21 protein-coding genes and 2 tRNA genes are annotated in these 22,023 nt (G+C 66.6%); 10 read left to right on the top strand and 13 right to left on the bottom strand.

Annotated elements, in window-relative coordinates; genetic code table 11:
* Positions 1 to 58: 58 nt before the first annotated feature.
* Positions 59 to 535 (bottom strand): thioredoxin-dependent thiol peroxidase, encoded by a 477-nt coding sequence (gene bcp / locus AC5Y5E_RS19370; RefSeq protein WP_499904318.1) that lies wholly within the window; start codon positions 533 to 535, stop codon positions 59 to 61.
* Between the two features lie 95 nt (positions 536 to 630).
* On the opposite strand from bcp, the gene AC5Y5E_RS19365 reads away from it, so the two are divergent.
* A complete protein-coding gene (locus tag AC5Y5E_RS19365) occupies positions 631 to 858 on the top strand; it encodes a DUF3618 domain-containing protein (protein WP_066928475.1) in 228 nt (75 codons plus the stop codon).
* On the opposite strand, the gene AC5Y5E_RS19360 is transcribed toward AC5Y5E_RS19365, so the two are convergent.
* Together AC5Y5E_RS19360 and AC5Y5E_RS19355 are read right to left on the bottom strand one after the other, a co-directional pair.
* Complete coding sequence (locus AC5Y5E_RS19360; RefSeq protein WP_499904317.1) at positions 845 to 2,602, bottom strand: DUF3556 domain-containing protein; 1,758 nt, start codon at positions 2,600 to 2,602, stop codon at positions 845 to 847. The genes AC5Y5E_RS19365 and AC5Y5E_RS19360 overlap by 14 nt on opposite strands.
* A gap of 122 nt (positions 2,603 to 2,724) precedes the next feature.
* Positions 2,725 to 2,931, bottom strand: coding sequence for a ferric uptake regulation protein (locus AC5Y5E_RS19355; protein WP_499904316.1), 207 nt, complete (start codon positions 2,929 to 2,931; stop codon positions 2,725 to 2,727).
* 281 nt (positions 2,932 to 3,212) lie between these two features.
* Here AC5Y5E_RS19355 and AC5Y5E_RS19350 point away from each other — a divergent pair, with 281 nt between their 5' ends.
* Entirely contained in the window at positions 3,213 to 3,635 is a 423-nt protein-coding gene (locus tag AC5Y5E_RS19350; protein ID WP_499904315.1) for an MmpS family transport accessory protein, read from the top strand.
* Positions 3,632 to 6,586, top strand: coding sequence for an MMPL/RND family transporter (locus tag AC5Y5E_RS19345; protein WP_499904314.1), 2,955 nt, complete (start codon positions 3,632 to 3,634; stop codon positions 6,584 to 6,586). The genes AC5Y5E_RS19350 and AC5Y5E_RS19345 overlap by 4 nt, the downstream gene beginning before the upstream one ends.
* Positions 6,587 to 6,613: 27 nt before the next feature.
* Here the strand turns inward: AC5Y5E_RS19345 and AC5Y5E_RS19340 are convergent.
* Positions 6,614 to 6,686: transfer RNA gene (locus tag AC5Y5E_RS19340), tRNA-Lys, on the bottom strand.
* 147 nt (positions 6,687 to 6,833) lie between these two features.
* A complete protein-coding gene (locus tag AC5Y5E_RS19335) occupies positions 6,834 to 8,081 on the bottom strand; it encodes a GNAT family N-acetyltransferase (protein ID WP_499904313.1) in 1,248 nt (415 codons plus the stop codon).
* 261 nt (positions 8,082 to 8,342) lie between these two features.
* Between AC5Y5E_RS19335 and AC5Y5E_RS19330 the strand changes: the two genes are divergently transcribed.
* The 3 genes from AC5Y5E_RS19330 to AC5Y5E_RS19320 all read left to right on the top strand — a co-directional run bounded on the left by AC5Y5E_RS19330 (position 8,343) and on the right by AC5Y5E_RS19320 (position 10,932).
* Complete coding sequence (locus tag AC5Y5E_RS19330; RefSeq protein ID WP_499904312.1) at positions 8,343 to 9,236, top strand: DMT family transporter; 894 nt, start codon at positions 8,343 to 8,345, stop codon at positions 9,234 to 9,236.
* An 88-nt stretch (positions 9,237 to 9,324) separates the two neighbouring features.
* Positions 9,325 to 10,548, top strand: a complete 1,224-nt coding sequence (locus AC5Y5E_RS19325) for a L,D-transpeptidase (RefSeq protein ID WP_499904311.1) — start codon at positions 9,325 to 9,327, stop codon at positions 10,546 to 10,548.
* A gap of 87 nt (positions 10,549 to 10,635) precedes the next feature.
* Positions 10,636 to 10,932 (top strand): hypothetical protein, encoded by a 297-nt coding sequence (locus tag AC5Y5E_RS19320; protein ID WP_499904310.1) that lies wholly within the window; start codon positions 10,636 to 10,638, stop codon positions 10,930 to 10,932.
* A 49-nt stretch (positions 10,933 to 10,981) separates the two neighbouring features.
* On the opposite strand, the gene AC5Y5E_RS19315 is transcribed toward AC5Y5E_RS19320, so the two are convergent.
* Positions 10,982 to 11,057, bottom strand: a tRNA-His gene (locus AC5Y5E_RS19315).
* Positions 11,058 to 11,110: 53 nt separating this feature from the next.
* Positions 11,111 to 11,758 carry an oligoribonuclease gene (gene orn / locus AC5Y5E_RS19310; protein WP_499904309.1) on the bottom strand — a complete coding sequence of 216 codons (648 nt, stop codon included), beginning with the start codon at positions 11,756 to 11,758 and terminating at the stop codon, positions 11,111 to 11,113.
* Between the two features lie 100 nt (positions 11,759 to 11,858).
* On the opposite strand from orn, the gene AC5Y5E_RS19305 reads away from it, so the two are divergent.
* Positions 11,859 to 13,418 carry a helicase HerA-like domain-containing protein gene (locus AC5Y5E_RS19305; protein WP_499904308.1) on the top strand — a complete coding sequence of 520 codons (1,560 nt, stop codon included), beginning with the start codon at positions 11,859 to 11,861 and terminating at the stop codon, positions 13,416 to 13,418.
* A 3-nt stretch (positions 13,419 to 13,421) separates the two neighbouring features.
* On the opposite strand, the gene cmrA is transcribed toward AC5Y5E_RS19305, so the two are convergent.
* Positions 13,422 to 14,228, bottom strand: coding sequence for a mycolate reductase (gene cmrA / locus AC5Y5E_RS19300; RefSeq protein ID WP_499904307.1), 807 nt, complete (start codon positions 14,226 to 14,228; stop codon positions 13,422 to 13,424).
* Positions 14,229 to 14,271: 43 nt separating this feature from the next.
* On the opposite strand from cmrA, the gene AC5Y5E_RS19295 reads away from it, so the two are divergent.
* Positions 14,272 to 15,588 (top strand): MFS transporter, encoded by a 1,317-nt coding sequence (locus tag AC5Y5E_RS19295; RefSeq protein WP_499904306.1) that lies wholly within the window; start codon positions 14,272 to 14,274, stop codon positions 15,586 to 15,588.
* A 150-nt stretch (positions 15,589 to 15,738) separates the two neighbouring features.
* Here AC5Y5E_RS19295 and AC5Y5E_RS19290 read toward each other — a convergent pair whose 3' ends face one another.
* The 3 genes from AC5Y5E_RS19290 to AC5Y5E_RS19280 form a co-directional block, all read right to left on the bottom strand.
* Positions 15,739 to 16,524, bottom strand: coding sequence for an MmpS family transport accessory protein (locus AC5Y5E_RS19290; RefSeq protein WP_499904305.1), 786 nt, complete (start codon positions 16,522 to 16,524; stop codon positions 15,739 to 15,741).
* Between the two features lie 69 nt (positions 16,525 to 16,593).
* Complete coding sequence (locus AC5Y5E_RS19285) at positions 16,594 to 17,247, bottom strand: SACE_7040 family transcriptional regulator (RefSeq protein ID WP_499904304.1); 654 nt, start codon at positions 17,245 to 17,247, stop codon at positions 16,594 to 16,596.
* Positions 17,248 to 17,425: 178 nt separating this feature from the next.
* Positions 17,426 to 18,685 carry a PE family protein gene (locus tag AC5Y5E_RS19280; protein WP_499904303.1) on the bottom strand — a complete coding sequence of 420 codons (1,260 nt, stop codon included), beginning with the start codon at positions 18,683 to 18,685 and terminating at the stop codon, positions 17,426 to 17,428.
* Between the two features lie 390 nt (positions 18,686 to 19,075).
* On the opposite strand from AC5Y5E_RS19280, the gene AC5Y5E_RS19275 reads away from it, so the two are divergent.
* Complete coding sequence (locus tag AC5Y5E_RS19275) at positions 19,076 to 19,273, top strand: hypothetical protein (RefSeq protein ID WP_499904302.1); 198 nt, start codon at positions 19,076 to 19,078, stop codon at positions 19,271 to 19,273.
* Positions 19,274 to 19,364: 91 nt separating this feature from the next.
* Here AC5Y5E_RS19275 and AC5Y5E_RS19270 read toward each other — a convergent pair whose 3' ends face one another.
* Positions 19,365 to 19,739: a type II toxin-antitoxin system VapC family toxin gene (locus AC5Y5E_RS19270; RefSeq protein ID WP_499904301.1), complete on the bottom strand. Its 375-nt coding sequence runs from the start codon at positions 19,737 to 19,739 to the stop codon at positions 19,365 to 19,367.
* Between the two features lie 22 nt (positions 19,740 to 19,761).
* Positions 19,762 to 20,007, bottom strand: coding sequence for a hypothetical protein (locus tag AC5Y5E_RS19265; RefSeq protein ID WP_499904300.1), 246 nt, complete (start codon positions 20,005 to 20,007; stop codon positions 19,762 to 19,764).
* 351 nt (positions 20,008 to 20,358) lie between these two features.
* On the opposite strand from AC5Y5E_RS19265, the gene AC5Y5E_RS19260 reads away from it, so the two are divergent.
* Entirely contained in the window at positions 20,359 to 21,978 is a 1,620-nt protein-coding gene (locus AC5Y5E_RS19260; protein ID WP_499904299.1) for an AMP-binding protein, read from the top strand.
* The last annotated feature ends 45 nt before the right edge of the window (positions 21,979 to 22,023 follow it).

Below are 22,023 nucleotides of genomic sequence, written 5' to 3'. Positions count from 1 at the left end.
AGAACCGTGCCGTCAGTGTGCCGCGAGCCCCTTGCGAGATCCTTGTGTCAGCGATCGATCAGGACGCGTCCAGCAACTTGGTGATGTAACCGGCCGTGTTCGCGGCCTTGACGTTGTACTGCGCGGCCTCGATTTTGCCCTTCTCGTCCACCACGAAGGTCGACCGAATCACGCCCGTGACCGTCTTGCCGTACAACTTCTTCTCGCCGTAAGCCCCCCAGGCCGTCAGCACCTTGCGATCGGGATCGGACAGCAGCGGGAACGTCAGCTGCTCGGCATCCCGGAATTTGGCGAGCTTTTCCGGCTTGTCGGGCGAGATGCCCACGACGTCGACGCCAGCGTCGTTGAGATCGCGCAGGTTGTCACGGAACGCGCAGGCCTGCTTGGTGCACCCCGGTGTGGACGCGGCCGGGTAGAAGTACACGACGACGCGGCGGCCCTTGTAGTCCGCCAGCGACACCTTGTTGCCGTCGGCGTCGGGCAGGCTGAAGGCGGGCGCCTTGTCGCCGGGGGCGAGCCGCGTGGTCTCGGTCAACGTGGGTCCTCTCTCTTCACCGGCGCGATGCGGTTATCGCCGGCTGATCTAGGGTAGTGCCTCAGGTGCACTAGGCGGACTTGGAGGACAGACACGTGGCGGACCGGGACCCCGAGGCGATCAAGCGGGACATTGACGTCGCCCGCGACCAGCTGGCGGCCACCGTCGACTCACTCGCCGAGCGCGCCAACCCCCGCCGTCTCGCCGACGACCTCAAGGCCCGCGCGGTCGAATTCGTCAAGAAGCCCGTGGTGATCGCCTCGCTGGTGGGGATCTCCTCGGTCGTGGTGATCGTGGTGGTGCGCAGGGTCAGGGACCGCTGACCTCTGGGGCCCTTTCGCCCGCCGCGCTTCCGACGTGCACAGGAAGGTCGTCGGCCCAGGGCTGAGTGGTGACCATGTCGTCGACGTCGATGTAGCCGCGCTCGAACTCGCCGGTCGCCGCGTCGACGAGCCGGTACTCCTGCCTCTGGCGGTGGATGGGCTGCGCGTCGAGGATCACCACCCGCACCTCGCCGGGCTCGAAGCCGCACCGCTGCTGTAGCGCACCCACGAGGCACTCGTTGTGCATGTGCCCGTCGCCGAAGTTCCATCCCAGCACCATCGAGCAGAGGACTTCGCCCTCGCAGATGTTGTAGTCGTCCTCGTCGTAGCCGGCCAGCGCGCGGTGTACGAGCGTGAACAGCGCGCGCCCGTGGGTGTTCATCCCGCGGAACGCCATCGCGAGGTGAAGCGGGACCAGGGTTTCCTCTTTGGACCCGTAGAGGCGCTCGAGTTGCAGGTGCTGCATTGGCCCGAGCGCGCGGGATCCGGTGCGGAATTTGTCGTCGACGGAGGGCTTGACGCACCACAGCGTGGTGTCCCAGTTGCCGGCGTAGTACCGCATGCCCGGCAGGAAGGAAACCTTGCGCGGGTACAGGTTTCCGACGACGACGGTGCCGGCAAGCACCGCGAACAGGATGGCCACCGGCCATGGATTGGTGAGGCTGGACAGCCCCAGCTGCGCATGCGCAACGAACAGCGACAACACCCCGAAGATCATGAACACGTTCCACTCCAGCGGCACACCCATCGGGAAGGCCAGCAGGATGTTGAGGTGAAACACGATCATCACGAACGCGGCGATCGCCGTCGGCCAGCCGCCGTGGCAGAAGAAAAGCACCAGCGGCACCAGCCCCTCCACCGCGGTCGAGAAGTGGGCGATGACGCCCGCCAATGCGCTGGGCCGCAAGTCATCCGGATAGTGCTTGAACAGCGATCGCTTGAGAATTCCGCTGGGGATGAACGGGTTGTTCGCCAGCATGGTGGAGATGACGAACGGGAAGTGCCGGGTCAGCTTGGAGGTGGCGGCGCCCAGCCAGATCACCATGAAGACCACCTTGGCGCCGACAATGAGGTCGGTCCCGGAGAATAGGAACACCAGCGCCAGCGGCCCGTACACCTCGCCGCGGGCGGCCAGGAAGATCACCTTGTCGCGCAGGCTGATCGCGGCCAGGACCGCAAGGATGGCGACGGTCTGCCACCGCGGCAGCACGCCGATCACGGTGTCCAGCACGGGAATTGGGCCGGTGCCGTCCGAGCCGAGCGCGATCACGAGCAACGCCAGCAGCGCGCCGTAGAGCAACACGTCGAACGGGGTCCGGTCGTTGCCTTTGGTCAGCGGAACCCGGTCGGGCCAGGGCGGCAAGCGGATGGTGCCGGGCCGCAGCCAGTACAGGATCGAGCCCATCGGCGGGAAGTAGCGTCCGGCCAGCGGCCCGAAGCAGCAACCGAGGCCGACGACCTCGAACAGCATGGTGTAGAGGACGGCCTTCTGGAAAACGATCGGCTCCGACCACCACGCGCCCACTTCGGTGAAGCCGCCGATGCCCTTCGTCGACCACGCGAACAGCCAGCCGCCGAGGACGTACAGCGCGATCTTGACGCCGTACATCAGGTGCATCACCAACGGGGTGCCGAACCCGTTCTCGGCGATGTGGCGCGTCATCGGCACGATCCGCTGGGCGCGCGGCCGTTTGCTCCACTCGATCACGTCGACGACGGGCAGGTTGGGACGGATGAACCCCATGTGCAGCTCCTTCGACGCACAAGAAACTACCTGCACGGGCCGCTATCGCGGGGACATATGAGTTTGGTGCGCGTGCGCGAACCGAGTTCGTTGATCTTGCGGAGCGCGGATTATCGTGCGGCCTAGGTGGCTTTGCGCCGAGCCTTCTCTTTCACGCGGGTCGAGCAGCAATGTCCCATATCGCAATGGAAGCGGTCACTGCATTCATGCGAACAATAAACTGAGGCGGCCGGAAGCCAATCCGGATCGGACAGGTCATGCCGTCGATCGTTCGGATCGAACGTATGGCCGCAATGTACGCAGGTCCTGACCTTGACCTTGGTAGCCATGTCGATCAGCGTACTCGCCATCGCCGTTAATCTGTGATGGTTTTCACACCGTGACAACAATCGGTGTCTTGCAAAGTTTCTGAAACAAATTCAGACGCTTTCATGCCTCCCCTGGCGTCACGTGGCCCAGCAACCTGAGGCGTACGGCGCGGCCCCGAGGCGACCGCGCACCCCGATCGGAATTAACTCGGCAGTCAACGCGTTGGCTAGCGACGACGCGCGCGACGACACCAGGTGCCTTAGCCTGAGTCCGTCGCACATTCCTAATCGGGGGGACGGTGTTGACGCTTCTCAAGCGGGCATGGGTTCCGCTGGTGGTCGTGGTGGCACTGATCATCGGCGGCGTGGCGGTGGGCCGGCTCAACGGCGTCTTCCCGGGGCCCGGCATCCCCAAGCCCGATCCCCGGGATGCGACCCCGCCGTACGCGGCCAAGACGGCCATCTATGAAATCTTTGGACCGCCCGGGACGACCGGCGTCGTCAACTGGATGGATGCGGACTCACTGCCGCAGAAGGCCAACTTCACCACGTTGCCGTGGTCGCAGACGATAGTCGCCGAGATGCCCGGCATCTTCGCCTACGTTGTCGCTCAAGGTGACAGCCCCTCGATCGGGTGCCGGATCACCGTCGACGGCAAATTGGTCGATCAACAACAGGTCAACACGCGTGATGCGCAGGTCTCCTGCTTGGACAAATCCGCATGACCGACACCGCCGACACGGACGAGATCCCGGTCGCGCAACGTGCCGAGGTCGAGCACAAGCCGCGGCTGGCCCGCACCATCCGGATCCTGGCGCTGCCGATCGTGGTGGTCTGGCTGCTGATCGCCGTTGGCGTCAACGTCTTTGTCCCCCAGTTGGAAAAGGTCGCCGAGGAGGTCTCGGTGCCGCTGTCGCCATCTGATGCGCCGTCGGTGACGGGGATGAAGCACATCGGGGAGAAATTCAAGGAGTACGACTCCGACAACCTCGTCCTGGTGACCCTGGTCGGTGACAAGCCGCTGGGCGAGGACGCTCACCGGTATTACGACGATCTGGTCAAGAAGCTGCAGCAGGACACCGAGCACGTCGAGCATGCGCTGAATTTCTGGGGGCAGCGATTCACGGCCTCGGGTGTCGAAAGCTACGACCACAAGGCCGCCTACGTCCAGGTCAACCTGCGCGGTGACCAAGGCGGCGCCGTCGGCGACAAGTCGGTTGACGCGGTTCGCAAGATCGTCGCGGACTCGAAGCCGCCGGCGGGGGTGAAAGCCTATGTCGCGGGTCAGGGGGCCCTGACCGACGACACGATCGTCGTGGGTAACGCAAGCCTGTTCAAGATGACGATCATCACCGTCATCATCATCGCGATCATGCTGATGTTCGTCTATCGGTCCATCGGCACTGTGCTGCTGACGATGGTGATCCTGTTCGTCGGACTCGCCACCGGGCGAGGCGTGGTGGCGCTGCTGGGCGACACCGGCATCATGGGGCTGTCGACCTTTGCCGTCAACCTGCTGACGGCACTGGCCATCGCGGCCGGCACCGACTACGCGATATTCATGGTCGGCCGCTACCAGGAGGCCCGGGAACGTGGCCTGGACCGCGAAGCCGCCTACTACGACACCTTCGCCGGGGTCACCAAGGTGGTGCTGGGCTCGGGTCTGACGATCGTCGGGGCGCTTGCCTGCCTGAAATTCACTCGGCTGCCGTACTTCAGTTCGTTGGCGTTCCCGTGCGCAATCGGTCTGCTGGTGGTGGTGGCCGCGGGGGTGACCCTGACGCCCGCGCTGATCGTGGTCGCAAGCCGCTTCGGTCTTTTCGACCCGAAGCGAAAGTTCAACTACACCCGGTGGCGCCGTCTGGCGACGGCCATCGTGCGTTGGCCGGCGCCCATTCTGGCTACTTCGGTCATCCTGGCGATCGTCGGCGCCATCGGCTTGGCGGGCTTCAACCCCCGCTACAACGACCTGTACTACCTGCCACACAGCGCTTCCTCGATCCGCGCGTACGACGCGGCGGATCAGCACTTCACCCAGGCCCGGTTGAATCCGGACCTGCTCATGATCGAATCGGACCACGATCTGCGCAATCCGACCGACATGCTGGTGCTCGACAAGATCGCCGGAGCCATCTTTCATGTGCCAGGAATCGAACGGGTGCAGAGCATCACCAGGCCGCTGGGCCCGCCGATTCAAGACGGATCCGTCCCGTTCCAGCTCAGTGTGCAGAGCGCCCCGATCCGGGACAATCTCAGCTACCTGAAGGACCGGACCGGCGACATCAAAAAGATCACCGGTTTTCTCGACACTCAGATCGCCCTCTTGGAGCGCCAGTACGCGGTGACCCAGAAGCTCGCCAACGCCGCGGAGGACAGCTCGAAAACCACTGCTGAGACAGCGGCCATCACCGACGAAATCCGGGACCACATAGCGGATTTCGACGATTTCTGGCGACCGATTCGCAGTTACTTCTATTGGGAGAAGCACTGCTTCGACATCCCGATCTGCTGGTCGCTGCGAAGCCTGTTCGACGCCCTGGACGGATTCGATCAGCTCGCCGAAAAGTTCCACGCCCTCACCGGCGATCTCACCAACACGGCCACTGCGACGCGCGAACTGCTGGCGATCATTCCCGAGAACATCGCCGTCTCGAAGGCGATCCGGGATACGACGCTAACCATTTACAGCTCGTTCGACAGCCTGATCGATCAGTTCGACAAGCTGACCGACACGAGCGCCGTGATGGGCAAGTCCTTCAACAACTCTCAGGTGGAGAGCCTGTTCTACCTGCCACCCGAGATCTTCGACAACCCCGACTTCCAGTTGGGGTTGCGGTTGATGGTGTCGCCGGACGGCAAAGCCGCTCGCTTCATCATCACCCACTCCGTGGATCCGGCGACGACGGAAGGCATCTCGTCGGTCGACAAGGAGCGCCAAGCGGCCAAGGAGGCGATCAAACTCACCTCGCTGCAGAACGCCGACATCTACCTCGGCGGCACGGCCGCAACGTTTTACGACATCGCCAACGGCGCCAAATACGACCTGATGATCGCCGGGGTGGCCTCGATCGTCCTGATCTTCATCATCATGGTGATCGTCACCCGCGCATTGGTCGCTGCGGGCGTCATCGTCGGCACGATTGTGATGTCGCTGGGAGCCGCCTTCGGGTTCTCTACACTGATCTGGCAGCACCTGCTCAACTTTCAGCTGCACTGGGTGGCAACCGAATTCGCGTTGATCGTGCTCTTGGCGGTGGGGTCGGATTACAACCTGATGCTGGTGTCGCGAATCGAGGAGGAGATCGGGGCGGGCCTGAAAACGGGTCTCATCCGCGGCATGGGGCTCACCGGCCCGGTGGTGACCGCCGCTGGTCTCGTGTTTGCCGTCACCATGGCCACGATGATCACGAGTGATCTGCGGGCGATCGGCCAGTTCGGCACGACGATCGGGCTCGGCCTGATGTTCGACACCTTCGTCGTGCGATCGCTCATCACGCCGTCGATCATGACGGTGATGGGCCGTTGGTTCTGGTGGCCGAAGCGGGTGCGGGTCCGCCCGGCCAGCCAGATGCTCCGGTCCGTCGGGCCGCGCCCGCTGGTTCGTGCGCTGCTGTACCAGCCGCGGCACGCGGATGTGGAGAGCAGCGCCCGGGACAGCGCGCCGGTTGCAGGTTGAGGCGCCGTCAGACGCGTCCAGTCAAAGTGCGCCGTCAGGGTTTCGAACCCCGGACCCGCTGATTAAGAGTCAGCTGCTCTACCAACTGAGCTAACGGCGCCGTGTACGGCCGAGACCGCGTACGCGACAATAACAGGCGTCCTGCCGCGAAGCGAAATCCCGATGTCCGCCAGGATACCTGTCTCCGCGCCGGGCGGCCGTCCCCTTTCCAGGCTGGCACCGGAAAGGTCCTGCCGGGCAAGGGCTGTCAAAAAAGCGTTCCGCAATAGGGCGCCCGCTCGGTGTGAAAAGCGGCATCCAGTTCGCGGATGGCACCCGGACGCACTTCGGTTACGCGGTCCGCTCGCACCAGTTCGGAGGCGCGATGCGCCCCCATGAAGATGGTCGACAATTCGGCCAGGCCGATCTCGACGTCCGCCGGCCCTTGATGAGGTGGGTGCGGCGCGCATTTGCCGGTTCCATCGCGCGTCTGCAGCAGGAATCGTCCTCCGGCGAGGTTGAGCGGGTCTGTGACTTCCAGCACCACGTCGGCGTCGGCGGAGTACACGCGGGCACCAAGCACCTCGGGCACGTCGTTGATGCGCACCCACAGGAAATCGCTCATCCCGGTGGTCTGCGCGGTGCGCTGGTCGCGCAGTTTCAGCTGGAGCGGATCGTCGACCGGCACGTCGATCTCGATGTTGTCGAACATCTCCAACGCCAACAACGTCTGCAGCAGCTCGGTGTGGGCTTCGTCGGTGATCGGGCAGAAGTCCTCGACGAGCACGGAGCCGAACGGCGGCCGAAAGGCATGTTTCCCCGCGCCGACGACGCGATACGCCAGAAATCCGTCCGGATGGACTGTGTAGTTGAGCGCGGATCCGTTGCCCCGCTGGGTGGGCCGGTCCTCCAAGAAGTCGGCCCACCACGCGCTGTCGCGCTCCATCGCCCCATTCGTTGCGGCGCACCACCGTTCGTAGATTTCGGGCAACAGGTCCTTCGCCTCGGCGGCGTTGACCTCCCGTGCCCGGGTCCCGTCCGGCGCGTTGCGCAGCTTCGCGAAGCGGCGATCGATGGAGTAGGAGTGGCTGTAGCTCGCCACGCCGGCGCCAAAACCGTCGTACATCGCGGTCTGGGTGGGAACACCGCACACGATCGGGTAACCGCGCTCGAGAAGTTTTCCCAGCCCCTGCGCGCTGAGCTGCGCCCATATTCCGGTTCCCTGGTGCGTTGAGGCGACCGCGATCATGGTCAGCCACGCGGCTCGCAGGCTGCCGCCACCGGGCACGGTGAGCCGGGCGCGATAGATGATCGACGTCCCTACCAGGGCTGGGTGCTGCGGATCGGAGACGTCCTCGGCCACCAGGATGTCCTCGAGTTCGACGCGGCGTTTCCAGGCTTCCACGGCGCGCGGGTCCACCGGATCCCCGAAAGTGCGAGCCTGATTCTCGTAGACGGCCTGCCACTCATTTTCGGTCGGGTGCCTGATTGTGATGCCGTCGTCGGTCGTGTTCATCGTTCGTCCAATCCGCTTCTAGCCCAGCGCAATCGGCGCTGTACACGCCGTATCCAGTACCGGGGGCCCGCTCTCGTCCGATACCCGGGCGCCGGACCGTCAAACGTCACTCGACGCGAGCTCGGCGCTGCAGGGGCGGGTCAGCAGGGGTCATTTGGGTATAGCGATACCCAATGTTGCAAGAAATCACGCGGCTTGCCGTCGCCGCCCCGCGACGGCAGCCCTTGGTCAGGAGGTCGCCGACGGCGGCCGCGACGGAACATGGTTAGCGCCGCCAGCCTCGCACTGACCGCCGCGCTGTGCATCGCCGCCGGCGACGTGCTGCAGCAGCGAGCGGCGCACTGCATCGATGACAGATCGATCGGGCACGTCGAATTGGTCGCCACCCTGCTGCGCAACCGGCGGTGGTGGTGGGGCGCGCTGTTGCTCGTCGCGAGCATCGCGTTGCAGGCGGCCGCCCTGGGCAAGGGTTCGGTGCTGCTGGTGCAGGCGCTGCTCATGCTTTCGCTGTTGTTCGCGCTGCCCATCAATGCCAGGGCGTGGCACCGCAGGGTCACCGGCCGCGAGTGGATCTGGGGCGGCTTGCTGACCGCCGCAGTGGTCGTGATCGTGGTCGTCGGCAATCCGCAGGTCGGTCGCGCGAGTGCCTCGCTGGGAACCTGGGCAGCCGTGGCCGCCGTACTTGCGCCGCTGCTGGTGGCGTGTGTCGTGGCCGGCCGGATCCAGGGTGGCGCCCCGGCCGCCGCGCTGTTCGCCTTCGTGTCGGGGTCGTTGTGGGGCGTCTTCGGGGTGCTGACCAAGGAGGTCGTCGCCCGGCTCGGCGACGGCGGCTGGGCGGTGGTTCGAACCCCCGAGTTGTATGCGTGCGTCCTTGCCGCGACTGGCGGCCTGGTCTGGAGTCAGGCGGCGTTTCGGGCCGGGCCCTTGACCGCCTCGATGCCGACCCTGCAGATGTCGCAGCCGGTCGTGGCGGCGGTGCTGGGCGTCGTCGTTCTTGGCGAGACGCTGAACACCGGGCGCGCCGGTTTGATGGCTCTGGCGACGGCCGGGCTGGTGGCGACGGTGGCGATCGTCAAACTCGCGCGCGTCGAGGCCGTCACCACCCGCGACGGGGTCGAGGCGCGGCACCCAGACCCGGTTGGCCAATCGGCGTAGATACCGGACGGCGAATCGTTCGGATGACGCGTTGTGGGCGGCAAAAAACCCTTTACAATGCTTCCACTCTGGTCAGCGGTGACCGAATATGCCGATCGAATTGGAAGGTCGCTCGATGACGCCTTTGCGCAGACGTCGGTCGTGGCTGGTTGCCGCCATGATCGTGTTTGCTGTCGTCGCCGCTGCCTGCAGCAGCAGCCCCACCGCCGCGCCGGCGAAGGTCATCTTCGACAAGGGCACGCCGTTCGCCGACCTGCTGGTCCCCAAGCTCACCACCTCGGTGACCGACGGCGCCGTCGGGGTCACGGTGGACGCGCCGGTGACGGTCAGCGTTGCCGACGGTGTCATCGGGTCGGTCACGATGGTCAACGAGAACGGCAAGACGGTCAACGGTCAACTGAGCCCCGACGGGCTGCGCTGGTCGACTTCCGACCAGCTGGGCTACAACCGGCGCTACACACTGAACGTGAAGGCGCTCGGACTCGGCGGGGCCGCGACCCGGCAGATGACCTTCCAGACGAGTTCGCCGGCCCACCTGACGATGCCCTACGTCGCCCCCGGCGACGGCGAGGTGGTCGGCATCGGTGAGCCGGTGGCGATCCGCTTCGACGAGAACATCGCCAACCGCGCCGCGGCGCAGAAGGCGATCGTCATCACCACCAACCCTCCCGTCGAGGGCGCGTTCTACTGGCTGAACAACCGCGAAGTCCGTTGGCGCCCAGAGCATTTCTGGAAGCCCGGCACGGCCGTGGATGTGGCGGTCAACACCTACGGAGCCGATCTGGGCGACGGGATGTTCGGCGAGGACAACGTCAAGACGCACTTCACCATCGGCGACGAGGTCATCTCGACCGCGGACGACAGCACCAAAATGGTCACCGTGCGTGTCAACGGTGAAGTCGTCAAGACGATGCCGACTTCGATGGGCAAGGACAGCACCCCCACGGCGAACGGCTTCTACATCGTCGGCGGCCGGTACAAGCACATCATCATGGACTCCTCGACCTACGGGGTGCCGGTCAACTCGCCCAACGGATATCGCACCGATGTCGAGTGGGCCACGCAGATTTCGTACAGCGGCGTGTTCGTGCATTCGGCGCCGTGGTCGGTCGGCGCGCAGGGCCACTCGAACACCAGCCACGGGTGTCTGAACGTGAGCCCGAGCAACGCCGAGTGGTTCTACGACCACAGCAAGAGCGGCGACATCGTCGAGGTAGTCCACACCGTGGGGTCGACGCTGCCGGGCACCGAGGGGCTGGGCGACTGGAACGTGCCCTGGCCGGTGTGGAAGGCCGGCAACGCCAACACTTAGCCCGGCGCCGGTTTACGGCGGCTCGGCAATGCGTCTTTCACGTTTCATTCATTCGTCCGCGACCTGAACGTTGTAGGGTGCCGGGCCATGAGCACCCCTTCCCCCGGGCCCGGTTGGTGGCTGGCGTCGGACGGCAATTGGTACCCGCAGCGCTGGGAGACCACCTTCGTGCATTACACGAACGAGTCCCTGGACGCCGTGATCGAAGAGGCGGCCCGCCAGTCAAAGGCCTATGGCGAGCAGGGCTGGGAGATCGTGGGCTCATCAGTGCAACGGGTCCAGGTCGCCCGCCACTTCAGCGACTACGACAAAGGCGGGGATCACTATTTCGAGTGGAGCATCGTCTGCACGCTGAAGCGGCCGCTGGCGCCGGGAAGCGCCTAGGCATCCCTCCAGACAAAAGGCCGAAGGGCGAAAAGCCCTCCGGCCTATATGGGGTGGCTGACGGGGCTCGAACCCGCGACATCCAGGATCACAACCTGGTGCTCTACCAACTGAACTACAGCCACCATGGCCGCGAGCCGGCGTCCATACCTGGGCCAACGAGCGGCGACCACCGATACTAGCCGTTGGGTGCCTCGGTGTCCGAATCGATTGTTCGAGTGGCGTTCTCTCCGTCCTGAAGATCGGCGACCACCATCTCGATTTCGCTGGTGGACGGGCCGGGCGGGGGCACGAACGCGGTACGCCGGTAGTACCGCAGTTCGCGGATGGATTCGTGGATGTCGGCCAGCGCCCGGTGTGCGAGCCCCTTGGCGGGCTGACCGTAGTAGATGCGCGGATACCAGCGCCGGCACAGTTCCTTGATGGAGCTGACGTCGATCATCCGGTAGTGCAGGTAGGAGTCCAGCTTCGGCATGTCGCGGGCGATGAACGAGCGGTCCGTGGCGATCGAGTTGCCCGCCAGCGGCGCCGTCTTGGGTTGCTTGACGTGTGTGGTGATGTAGTCCAGCACCATCGCCTCGGCGGTCGCCAGGTCGACGGTGGACGCCCTCACCTCGTCGATGAGCCCCGAGCGCGAATGCATTTCGGTGACCACGTCGATCATCGACGACAGCGCGGCGTCGTCGGCGTGGATCACCACGTCGACGCCATCGCCCAGGACGTTCAGCTCGGCGTCGGTGACCAGCACCGCGATCTCGATCAGCTTGTCCGAGGCCAGGTCGAGCCCGGTCATCTCGCAGTCGATCCACACCAATTCGTCGCGCACAGCGCTCAGCGTATGCGGGTGTCGGCCCTGCGCGAGCCCTGCCCCCACCAGGCCTGGAGAAGTAGGGTGAGCGGTGCGACTGGGAAGAGGGGCGAGCACGATGACCACCGAATCAGCGGCCACACCCGCGCAGCGAATCGCGAACGGCTATGCCGTCGAAGGCCAGGCGCTGGAATTGGGCACGGTCGTCGTCGACGGCGCGGCGGACCCGACCGCACAAATCCGCATCCCGCTGGCGACCATCAACCGGCACGGCTTGGTGGCCGGCGCCACGGGAACCGGCAAAACCAAGACGCTGCAACTGATCGCCGAACAGCTCAGCGCCGCGGGCGTTGCGGTGTTGATGGCCGACGTGAAGGGCGACCTTTCCGGACTGGCCCGGCCCGGGGAGCCCACCGACAAGACCGCCGCGCGGGCGAAAGACACGGGCGACAACTGGCAGCCGACGGGGTTCCCGGTGGAGTTCTTCTCGCTGGGCACCGGGGGAGTGGGTGTGCCGGTGCGCGCGACCGTGGCCAGCTTCGGCCCGGTTCTGCTGTCGAAGGTGTTGGGGCTCAACGCCACTCAGGAATCAACGCTGGGGCTGATCTTCCATTGGGCCCAGCAGGCCGGGCGCCCGCTGACCACCCTGGCCGACTTGCGCGGCGTGATCAGCCATTTGGCGAGCGACGAGGGCAAGGCCGATCTGAAGGACCTGGGCGGAGTGTCGTCGACGACAGCGGGGGTCATCCTGCGCGCGCTGGTGAATCTCGCCGGCGAGGGCGGTGACACGTTCTTCGGCGAGCCGAAGCTCGACCCCCAGGACCTCTTGCGGGTGGAGGACGGGCACGGCATCATCTCGCTGCTCGAGTTCAGCGGTCAATCCGTGCGTCCCGTTATCTTCTCCACCTTCCTGATGTGGCTGCTCGCCGACCTGTACGCCAAACTGCCCGAGGTCGGTGACGTCGACAGGCCCAAGCTGGTGTTCTTTTTCGACGAGGCACACCTGTTGTTCGCCGACGCGTCCAAGGCCTTCCTCGAACAGGTCGAACAAACCGTCAAGCTGATCCGCTCCAAGGGTGTCGGGGTCTTCTTCTGCACCCAGCTGCCCACGGACATACCGAACGACGTGCTGTCCCAATTGGGGGCGCGGGTCCAGCACGCGTTGCGGGCGTTCACCCCCGACGACCAGGCGGCGCTGTCCAAGACCGTGCGCACCTACCCGAAAACCGATGTGTACGACCTGGAGTCGGCGCTGACCTCGCTGGGGATCGGCGAGGCCGTCGTCACCGTCCTGTCCGAGAAGGGCGCGCCGACACCCGTCGCGTGGACCCGCATGCGGGTGCCCCGGTCGCTGATGGCCTCGATCGGGACCGACGCGATCTCTGCCGCGGCGAAAGCCAGTCCGCTGCAGGCGAAGTACGGGCAGACGGTGGAACAACCGGCGCCGGAACCGCCCCCGGCCCGCCGGGCACCACCGGCGGGGCGACCCGCCGAGCCCGGCTATCCGCCGGTGCCAACGGATTCCGGGATCCCGCCGATGCCGGCGCCCTTCGAACCGAAGGGCCCGGCCATGTGGGAGGAAGTGCTGGAGAATCCGACGGTGAAAAGCGGCATCAACACGGCGATACGCGAAGCGGTGAAAGCGATCTTCGGCACCGGCCGGGGCCGTCGGAAGTAACGCCTACCCGCCGCCGAGCTTCTTGTAGAAGCTGCCAACGATCGGCGCCACGATCGCGCGCGGGGCGTACCCGCTGGCCACCGACATCGCCTTGGACGTCAGGCCCGGGACGACGCGCATCTTGTTGCGCTCCAACGCATCCAGTGAGATCTGGGCGGTGTGCTCCGTCGAGATCCACAGGAAATCGGGCACCAGCTTTTCGACCAGGGACCGTTCGGCCTCGTCGGGCAGGTCGGTGCGCACCGGTCCCGGCGCCAACAGCGTGACGTGCACACCCGAGCCGCGCAGTTCGCCGCGTAACGATTCGCTGAACGTGTTGGCGAACGCCTTGGTGGCCGCGTAGGTGGCGTTGTAAGGGATCGGCGAATTGCCCGCCGCCGAGCCGGAGATCAGGATGCCGCCAGCCTTGCGCTCGACCATGCCCGGCAGCACCGCCAACGTAAGGTCATGCACGGCAATGGCATTCAGCTGCACCTGGGCCTTTTCGCCCGCCGGGTCGAGGCCCGCGACCGGACCGAACGTCGCCGTTCCCGCGTTGGCGCACAGGATCGAGATGGGACGGGCGGCGAGCTCGTCGCACAGTTTCGCCCGTTCCGTCGGGTCGGCCAGGTCGGCGGGGCGCACTTCGACGACCACGCCGTACTTGTCGGTCAGCCGGGCAGCGAGGGCGTTGAGCAGGTCCTCACGTCGCGCGGTGACGATCAGGTTGTGCCCGCGGGCGGCGAGTTCGGTGGCCAGCGCCGCGCCGATGTTTTGCGAAGCTCCGGTGACAACGGCGCGTGCGTCGGGACTGGGAGCTGGGACCGGCATGCGGCCAATGGTAGACAGCCTCGAACCCAATAGAGTGCCGGGCATGAGTCAGCGTCCGGCCACACCGGTGCCATCGCAGGTGGTGGCGTGGGCGCTGTGGGACTGCGGCTCCCTCGGCATGAACGCGATCGTGGCGACCTTCGTCTTCTCGGTCTACCTCACCGGCAGCGTGGGGGCGGGAATGTCCGGCGGCACGTCCCCCGCGAGTTGGCTCGGTCGCTCGCTTGCGGTCGCGGGGTTGACCATCGCGGTGTTGGCACCGGTCGTGGGGGTGTGGGTGGAAGCCCCGCACCGTCGGCGAGTGGTGCTGACGGTCTTGAGCGGTCTCGCCGTCGCGTCGACCAGCGCGATGTTCCTGATCCGCGACGATCCCAGCTATCTGTGGGCGGGCCTGGTGCTGCTGTCGGCCACGGCCGCGTGCGGTGATCTCGCCGGCGTTCCCTACAACGCCATGCTGCGCCAGGTGTCGACGCCGCAGACGGCGGGGCGCATCTCCGGTCTCGGCGCGGCCTCCGGGTTCACCGGCAGTGTGGTCCTGCTGTTGCTGGTCTATTTCGGTTTCATCGCCGGAACCGGTCCGGTGCGCGGGCTGTTGCACGTGCCCGTCCACGACGGGCTCTACGTCCGGGCGGCGATGCTGCTGACCGCGGCGTGGTTCGCGGTGCTGGCGCTGCCGCTGCTGTTCGTCGCGCACCGGCTGCCGGACTCCGGCGAAGCGTCGCAACCGACCAGCATGCTGGGCGGCTATCGCAAGCTGTGGGCAGAGGTGCGCAAGGAATGGCGCCGCAACCGCAACCTGGTCTATTTCCTGGGGGCCAGCGCGCTGTTCCGGGACGGGCTGGCGGCCATTTTCGGCTTCGGCGCGGTGCTCGGCGTCAGCGTGTACGGCCTGTCCCAGGCCGATGTGCTGGTGTTCGGCGTGGCCGCCAGCGTCGTGGCCGCGATCGGCGCGATGACCGGGGGTTTCGTCGACCACCGGATCGGATCCAAACCGGTCATCGTCGGGTCGCTGGTCGCGCTCATCGCTGTGTCGGCCACCATGATGGCGGTGTCCGGTCCGCACGCGTTCTGGGCGTGCGGACTGTTGTTGGCCATGTTCGTCGGTCCCTCCCTGGCGTCGTCGCGCGCGCTGCTGCTGCAGCTGGCGAAGGACGGCGGGGAAGGTGTCGCGTTCGGCCTCTACACGATGACGGGACGGGCCGTCGCGTTCGTGGCGCCGTGGCTGTTCTCGGTCTTCGTCGACGTCTTCGGCGCCGTGCGTGCCGGCATCGCCGGGATCTGCCTTGTGCTGGGCGCCGGCCTGCTGGCGATGCTGGTGGTTCGGGTTCCGGCGCGCGCCGAACAGCCCGCGCAGGCCTAGCTGTTCTAGTCACGCGAGTCGTTATCGAGATCGACGTTGGCGCGAAGAAATGCGAGTGAACTGCACGCTAGCGTCGATCTCGGTGTCCAGGAAGCCCGATTTGCCGGTGGGGAAGGTCGCCGAAAGACTGGCTCGCGACGCCTAGCTGTTCTAGCCTCGCGCGTCGCAGACCGTCAGGCCCGCCCCTTCGCGCTGGCTCACCTGAACCCCGCCGATGGTCAGCGAGCAGGTGACGTTGTGCCCGAAGTTGACGACCGTGACGTTCGGCGGGTGGACGGCCGACTTGGACAGGCTGACCTCTTTGCTCCACGGCAGCGCGACGTTGAACTCGGTCTGCAGCATGTCGCCGGTGCCGATGTAGACGATGCTGAGCGCGCGGCCCTCGCCGGTGACGTTATAGACGACGTCTTGCATCTGGACCGGGCCGGTCGTCTCGGGCGGCGTGCCCGACGCCGTCGGCGGCGGCAGGGGCCGGAAGGTGCGCGACGGCGGCGTCGTCCGCGTCGAGGGGGTCGGCGTCGGCGTTTCCTCGGTTGATCCGGGCATGGCCGGCAGCGGTGGGACCACGGTCTGGTTCTTGATCGCGTCGTTGACCAGCACCAGCGCTATCACCAGCGCGACCGCCAGCAGCACGGCCACACCGGCGCCGAGCCACAGCCAGCGCGGCGGCTTCCGGCGTCCCGGCGGCCGGGGCGGCGCCCCCTCCGGCGGCGCTTCACCCGACTGCGGCAGCTCCTGCTGCCAGTAGGCGGGCAACTGTTTGGTGTCGTTCAGGCTGGCGGCCCATTGCGGGCCATATCCGCCGTAGGTGGGCGCGTAGGGCCCCGCCTGGTCGGCGTATGCGGGATCGGCGGGCGGATACGGGTACCCCTGCCGCCCGGTCGGTGACCCCGGTAGAGGGGGACTAAACCGCTCGGGTCGACGTGGATCGTTCATGTCCACCTCATGGCTTGCAGGGTACCTGGGACGGGCGATTCGGCGGTGAGTCTCCGGATTCCCCGTGACTCAGCGGCAGGATTGGCCGGCGCTCAGCGCCGCGACCGTCATCGCGCGCATGACCGCGCGCGACCGCGTCGCGCGAGTAGGTCTGCGCGAATCGTCCGGCGACTTCATGCTGTGCGGCGTCGAGTTCAGCAGGCCGAAGACCGCGTGTGCCATCAGCCGGGCGTCGGCCTCGGCCAGCTTGGGATCGAGCTCGCGCAGCACGCCCACCCAGACCTCGACGTATTGCCGCTGCGCCTTGCGGACCTGCTTTTCGGCGGCCTCCGGCAGGTGCGCAAGGTCGCGGTCCTGGATCCGGATCAGGTCGGGTTCGCCCACGGCGAAGTCGAGGTGGAAGTCGATGAGCTCGTCCAACGCGGCGGTCGCGTCGGCGTTGCGGGCTCGCGCGCTGCGGGCGCCGGCAAGCAGCCGGGTGCTGATCCCCACCAGCAACTCGACCAGCATCGACTCCTTGTTGGGGAAGTGACGATAGATCGCCGGACCGCTGACGCCCGCGGCGGCGCCGATGTCCTCGAGCCGCACCGCGAGGAAGCCGCGCTCGGCGAAGAGCCGTTCGGCGGCCGACAGGAGCTGCAAGCGCCGGTCGGATTTCAACTGGCTCCGGCGATTTGGGGTGTCGGCCGGCGGGGGCCGGCCCTCCGCCGCGGATGCGGTCACGAATGGCCTCCGTCCACAGCTCGTGCCTTCGGTTAATCGTCACTAACTTAGCACAGGCGTGACCGGTTACAGATGAGCAAGAAGGGTTGCCGGCATCTTCGCCCACAAGACTGGAAAGATCAGACGACCGCCGAATCTGAGAGCCTTGACAGACGAGCGGAATGCTCAAATATCCGTGTTACGGCAAGGTGATGCCTAACGGGTAGAGCAACCAGAAGCCGGGGGCTTGGGCGCCGCCGGCGCCACCGCCACCAGCACCGGGGACGGCGTCGATGCCGCCGCCGCCGCCACCACCACCACCACCGACGCCAAACAGCAGCCCGCCGGTCCCACCGGCGCCGCCACTGCCGCCGGCGGCGCCGATGGTGCTGGCGCCGCCCGTGCCGCCGGCACCACCGTTTGGCCCGACGGCGGAGCCGCCGTTGCCGCCTGCCCCGCCCCCTTGCGAGCCCCCGCCGCCGGCGCCGCCGCCGCCACCACCCGCACCGCCGCCCGTGCCTGCGCCTTTGCCGCCGGCGGCGCCGCCGCCCAAGTCGCCGCCGGCACCACCCGACCCACTGGCAATGCCATCGGCGCCGTTGGTGCCGGCGCCGCCGCCACCACCTCCGCCCGCGGCGGCGAAACCGCCACCGCCACCGCCGCCGCCGCCAGCGCCCCCGTTGCCGGCCAGGATCCCGGCGTTCCCGCCCCGGCCGCCCGCGGCGCCGGGGTCTTCGGTCGAGCCCCCGCCCCCGCCAGCGTTGCCGCCGTCGCCGAACAGCACCGCGTTCCCACCCGCACCTCCGGCGCCACCCACACTCCCCGCAGTGCCACCGAGGCCGCCCCCACCCCCGCCACCGCCGTTACCAATCAACCACCCGCCGGTGCCGCCTGCGCCGCCCGCGCCGCCGTTTATTCCGGCGCCGCCAGCGGCCCCGGCGCCGCCCCTGCCGCCGTTGCCGATCAGCCCCGCATCACCGCCACGACCACCGGCCACCCCGTGCGTCGTGCTGTTACCGCCCCTGCCGCCATTGCCGAACAAAATCCCACCCGGGCCACCGGGCTGCCCCACGCCGTTGATGGTCTGCCCGTCGGCGCCGTCGCCGATCAGCGGGCGCCCCAACAACAGATTGAACGGCGCATTGACCGCATCCTCGATGCCTTGCAACGGACCCGCGTTGGCCGCCTCGGTCAACGCATACGCGGCCCCCGTACCGTTCAGGGCCGTTACAAACTGCTCATAGCACTGCGCGACCTGCGCACTCAACGCCTGAAAAGCCTGTCCCTCCTCGGAGAACAGCGCCGCGATCGCCGCCGACACCTCATCACCGGCGGCGGCCACCACCGCGGTGGTCGAGCCCGCCGCGGCCGCATGCGCGGCGCTCAACCCAGAACCAATGTTGGACAGATCCGCTGCCGCCGAAGCCACATATTCCGGGACCGCCACTACATACGACATCGCAACCTCCACCAGATCGTCGATATGTCGCCGCCAGGGATAAACCGTTCGAGTATGTAAACGCGGCGCGGTGGGCCACTAGAGTAGTGGACTACTCTAATCTTGTTCTGCCGCAAACAAATGGGACTCACTTTGCGGGGCTCGAGTTCACCTATCTGCACGTGCACCCCGAAAGTGCTTGGCCTCAGCAATAATCGGTTCGTTAAACCATCAGCACGGCATGACGGGCTCCGCCAACAACTTGTCCGGTCGGTCAATCAGTCACTCACTGACTAGCATGACTTCTCGGTAACTAACTCGAAGTTTGCAGCGCGACGAGCTCGCGTGGTTCTTCGATGTACGCGGCGGGCAGATCCTCCGAGTTCCGAAGAGCACCCGGTCCGCCCGGTCGTGCGCTCACACACCGACGCGCGTCGCAACCGAGTCGCCGATCTCGTCCGCGCCGACGGCATCGACGATGACTTCACGGCCGAGGCGATCACGGAGGGCGCGCTGGCCACCGGGGCCGCGCGTCGCGACAAGGCCGTCGTCGAACGGGCCGCGGACGCCGCCGAGCGCCTAATCGCCCTGGCGCGCGAAGAGTGCTAAGGGGCGTCAAGCCGAACGCGGCGGGTACGGGATACCGGCGATTAACCACTTCTCGGCCCCATAGGGTTGCTAGACAACAACTTTTGCAGGGTCAGTGATGGCCGGTTCGCACCGCTGGCACCTCGATCCTGCATGTCGGCCCATGGGCACGAGCGAGCCGCTCATCCAGCGTCAGCAGGATTGCGTCGAACGCTTCGGCCAACGCGACATAGAACGCATCCCATCCGCGCACTGAATCTCGCAGCTCCCACACCCGTGGAACTAGCGAGCGGTGTCCGAAGCGTTCGCCCGGCCAATCCCGCAGATCGGCCACAGCCTGTCCCGCGGCGGTGCCGTCCAGCCGGCCCTGCAGATGCTGGGCGCGGATGACTCCCAACACCTCGACATCGACCACGTGTGGTGCCATCTGATCGATGTCGGCGGCGAGACGGGCCGCGATGGCTGCCGCCCTGGGAGTATCAGCCACGACCTCGAAAAGGCACGATGCGTCAACGACCAGCATCCGGCCACTCGCCACGCCACTCATCCAAGGTCGCCAACACCTCAGCTGTCGACACCGCCGACGGGCGCCGGCCAATCCGTGACAGCCACTCCGCAACCGAAGGTCGGGCCGCCAACCGGGCGGCTTCGCGACGCAGCAACTCGGGCACAGTAATTCCTTCCTCACCCGCACGGCGCAGCAGCCCGGCGTACACGTCGTCGTCAAGGTCGCGAATCTGCACTGTCTTAGGCATAATACGCATCGTATCATGCATCAATGCATGATACGATGCAAGTGCGCACGTAGCTAATGGCGTGGCCGATGTGGGCTACCCTAAATGCACGCTGTGCGCTGAAAATTCCGAATTCCAGCGCGGCACAACATATTTCACTGCGATTTGGCCGTCCCGTCGGCCATCCCAGGAAAGCCGTGACTACCCGTTTCTCGGCGGCGGGAGTCAGCAACGGAAGCCGCCCCATGAAGCGCCACTGCTTCGACCCAGTGCTGGCGGCGGCTCCTCAGTCCATGGTCAGGAGGTTTGATTTCAGTCGCCAGAGATGACCGAGAAGGGTTTAGCTTGGTAACCGAACCAGCCGGAGGCGCCGTGGCACAGCTTTCATACGACCGGGGGCCGAGCGATCCGCCGCTGCTCGAAGCGACGATCGGGGCCAACCTGGCCACCACGGCCGCCGAGCATCCGCAACGCGACGCGCTCGTCGACGTCGCCGCGGGACGACGCTGGAGCTACGCCGAATTCCTGGCCTCCGTGCGCAGGTTGGCGACGGGACTGGTACGCGCCGGAATCCGCCCGGGCGATCGCGTCGGGATCTGGGCGCCCAACCGGTGGGAGTGGGTCCTCGTCCAGTACGCGACCGCGGAGATCGGCGCGACGCTGGTCACCATCAACCCGGCGTACCAGGAGCGCGAATTGGACTATGCGCTAAGGCAATCCGGGGTCGCGATGGTGATCGCCGCCCGCGATTTCAAGACCACCGACTACGCCGCCATGCTGCGCGAGGTGGCGCCGCACTGCCCGGACCTGAACGACGTGGTGCTCCTGGACGGCGAGCGCTGGGACGAGCTGGCCGCCACCGAAACCGACCCGACGAGGCTGGCGGAAATCACGGCCACCCTGGGTTGCCGCGACCCGATCAACATCCAATACACTTCCGGCACAACGGGATACCCGAAGGCGGCGACCCTGACCCACCGCAGCATCCTCAACAACGGCTACCTGGTGGGCGAGCTGCTCGAGTACACCGCGCGGGATCGGATCTGCATCCCGGTGCCCTTCTATCACTGCTTCGGCATGGTGATGGGCAACCTGGCGGCCACCAGTCACGGGGCGTGCATGGTGATTCCTGCGCCGGGTTTCGACCCCGCCGCCACGCTGCGTGCGGTGCAGGCCGAGCGCTGCACCAGCCTTTACGGCGTCCCGACGATGTTCATCGCCGAACTCGGACTGCCGGATTTCGACGACTACGAACTGGGCAGCCTGCGCACCGGGATCATGGCCGGCTCGCCGTGCCCGGTCGAGGTGATGCGCAAGGTGATCGAGCGCATGCACATGCCGGGTGTGTCCATCTGCTACGGCATGACCGAAACGTCGCCGGTATCAACGCAGACACGCACTGACGATTCGCTGGAACGGCGGGTCGCGACGGTCGGCCGGGTGGGTCCGCACCTCGAGGTCAAGGTGGTGGATCCAGGCGGCGGCGGGACCGTGCCGCGCGGGGTGGCGGGCGAGTTCTGCACGCGGGGCTATTCGGTGATGGCGGGATATTGGAACGATCCGGAGCGGACCGCCGAGGTCATCGACGCGGACGGCTGGATGCACACCGGGGACCTGGCCGTCATGGACGAATGCGGCTATATCCAGATCACCGGCCGCATCAAGGACCTCATCGTCCGCGGCGGCGAGAACATCTCGCCGCGCGAGATCGAGGAGTTCCTGCACACCCACCCCGACATCATCGACGCCCAGGTCATCGGGGTGCCCGACGAACGCTACGGCGAGGAGGTCATGGCGGTAGTGATGCTGCGCGTCGGCGCGCCGGCCCTGACCATCGAGGGCCTGCGCGAGTTCTGCGCCGGGCGGATCGCGCACTTCAAGGTCCCGCGCTTCCTCCGCATCGTCGACGAGTTCCCAAAGACCGTCACCGGCAAGGTGCGCAAGACCGAGATGCGCGAGCAGGCGATCGAGTATCTCCGTGACCAGGGCTGAGCGCTCGTGCCCTCCTGGACGCGAGGTGCGGGCGATGGTATTCTC

The sequence above is a fragment of the Mycobacterium sp. NGS54 genome (assembly GCF_059812465.1).
This window is presented reverse-complemented; position numbering and strand designations above follow the sequence as displayed.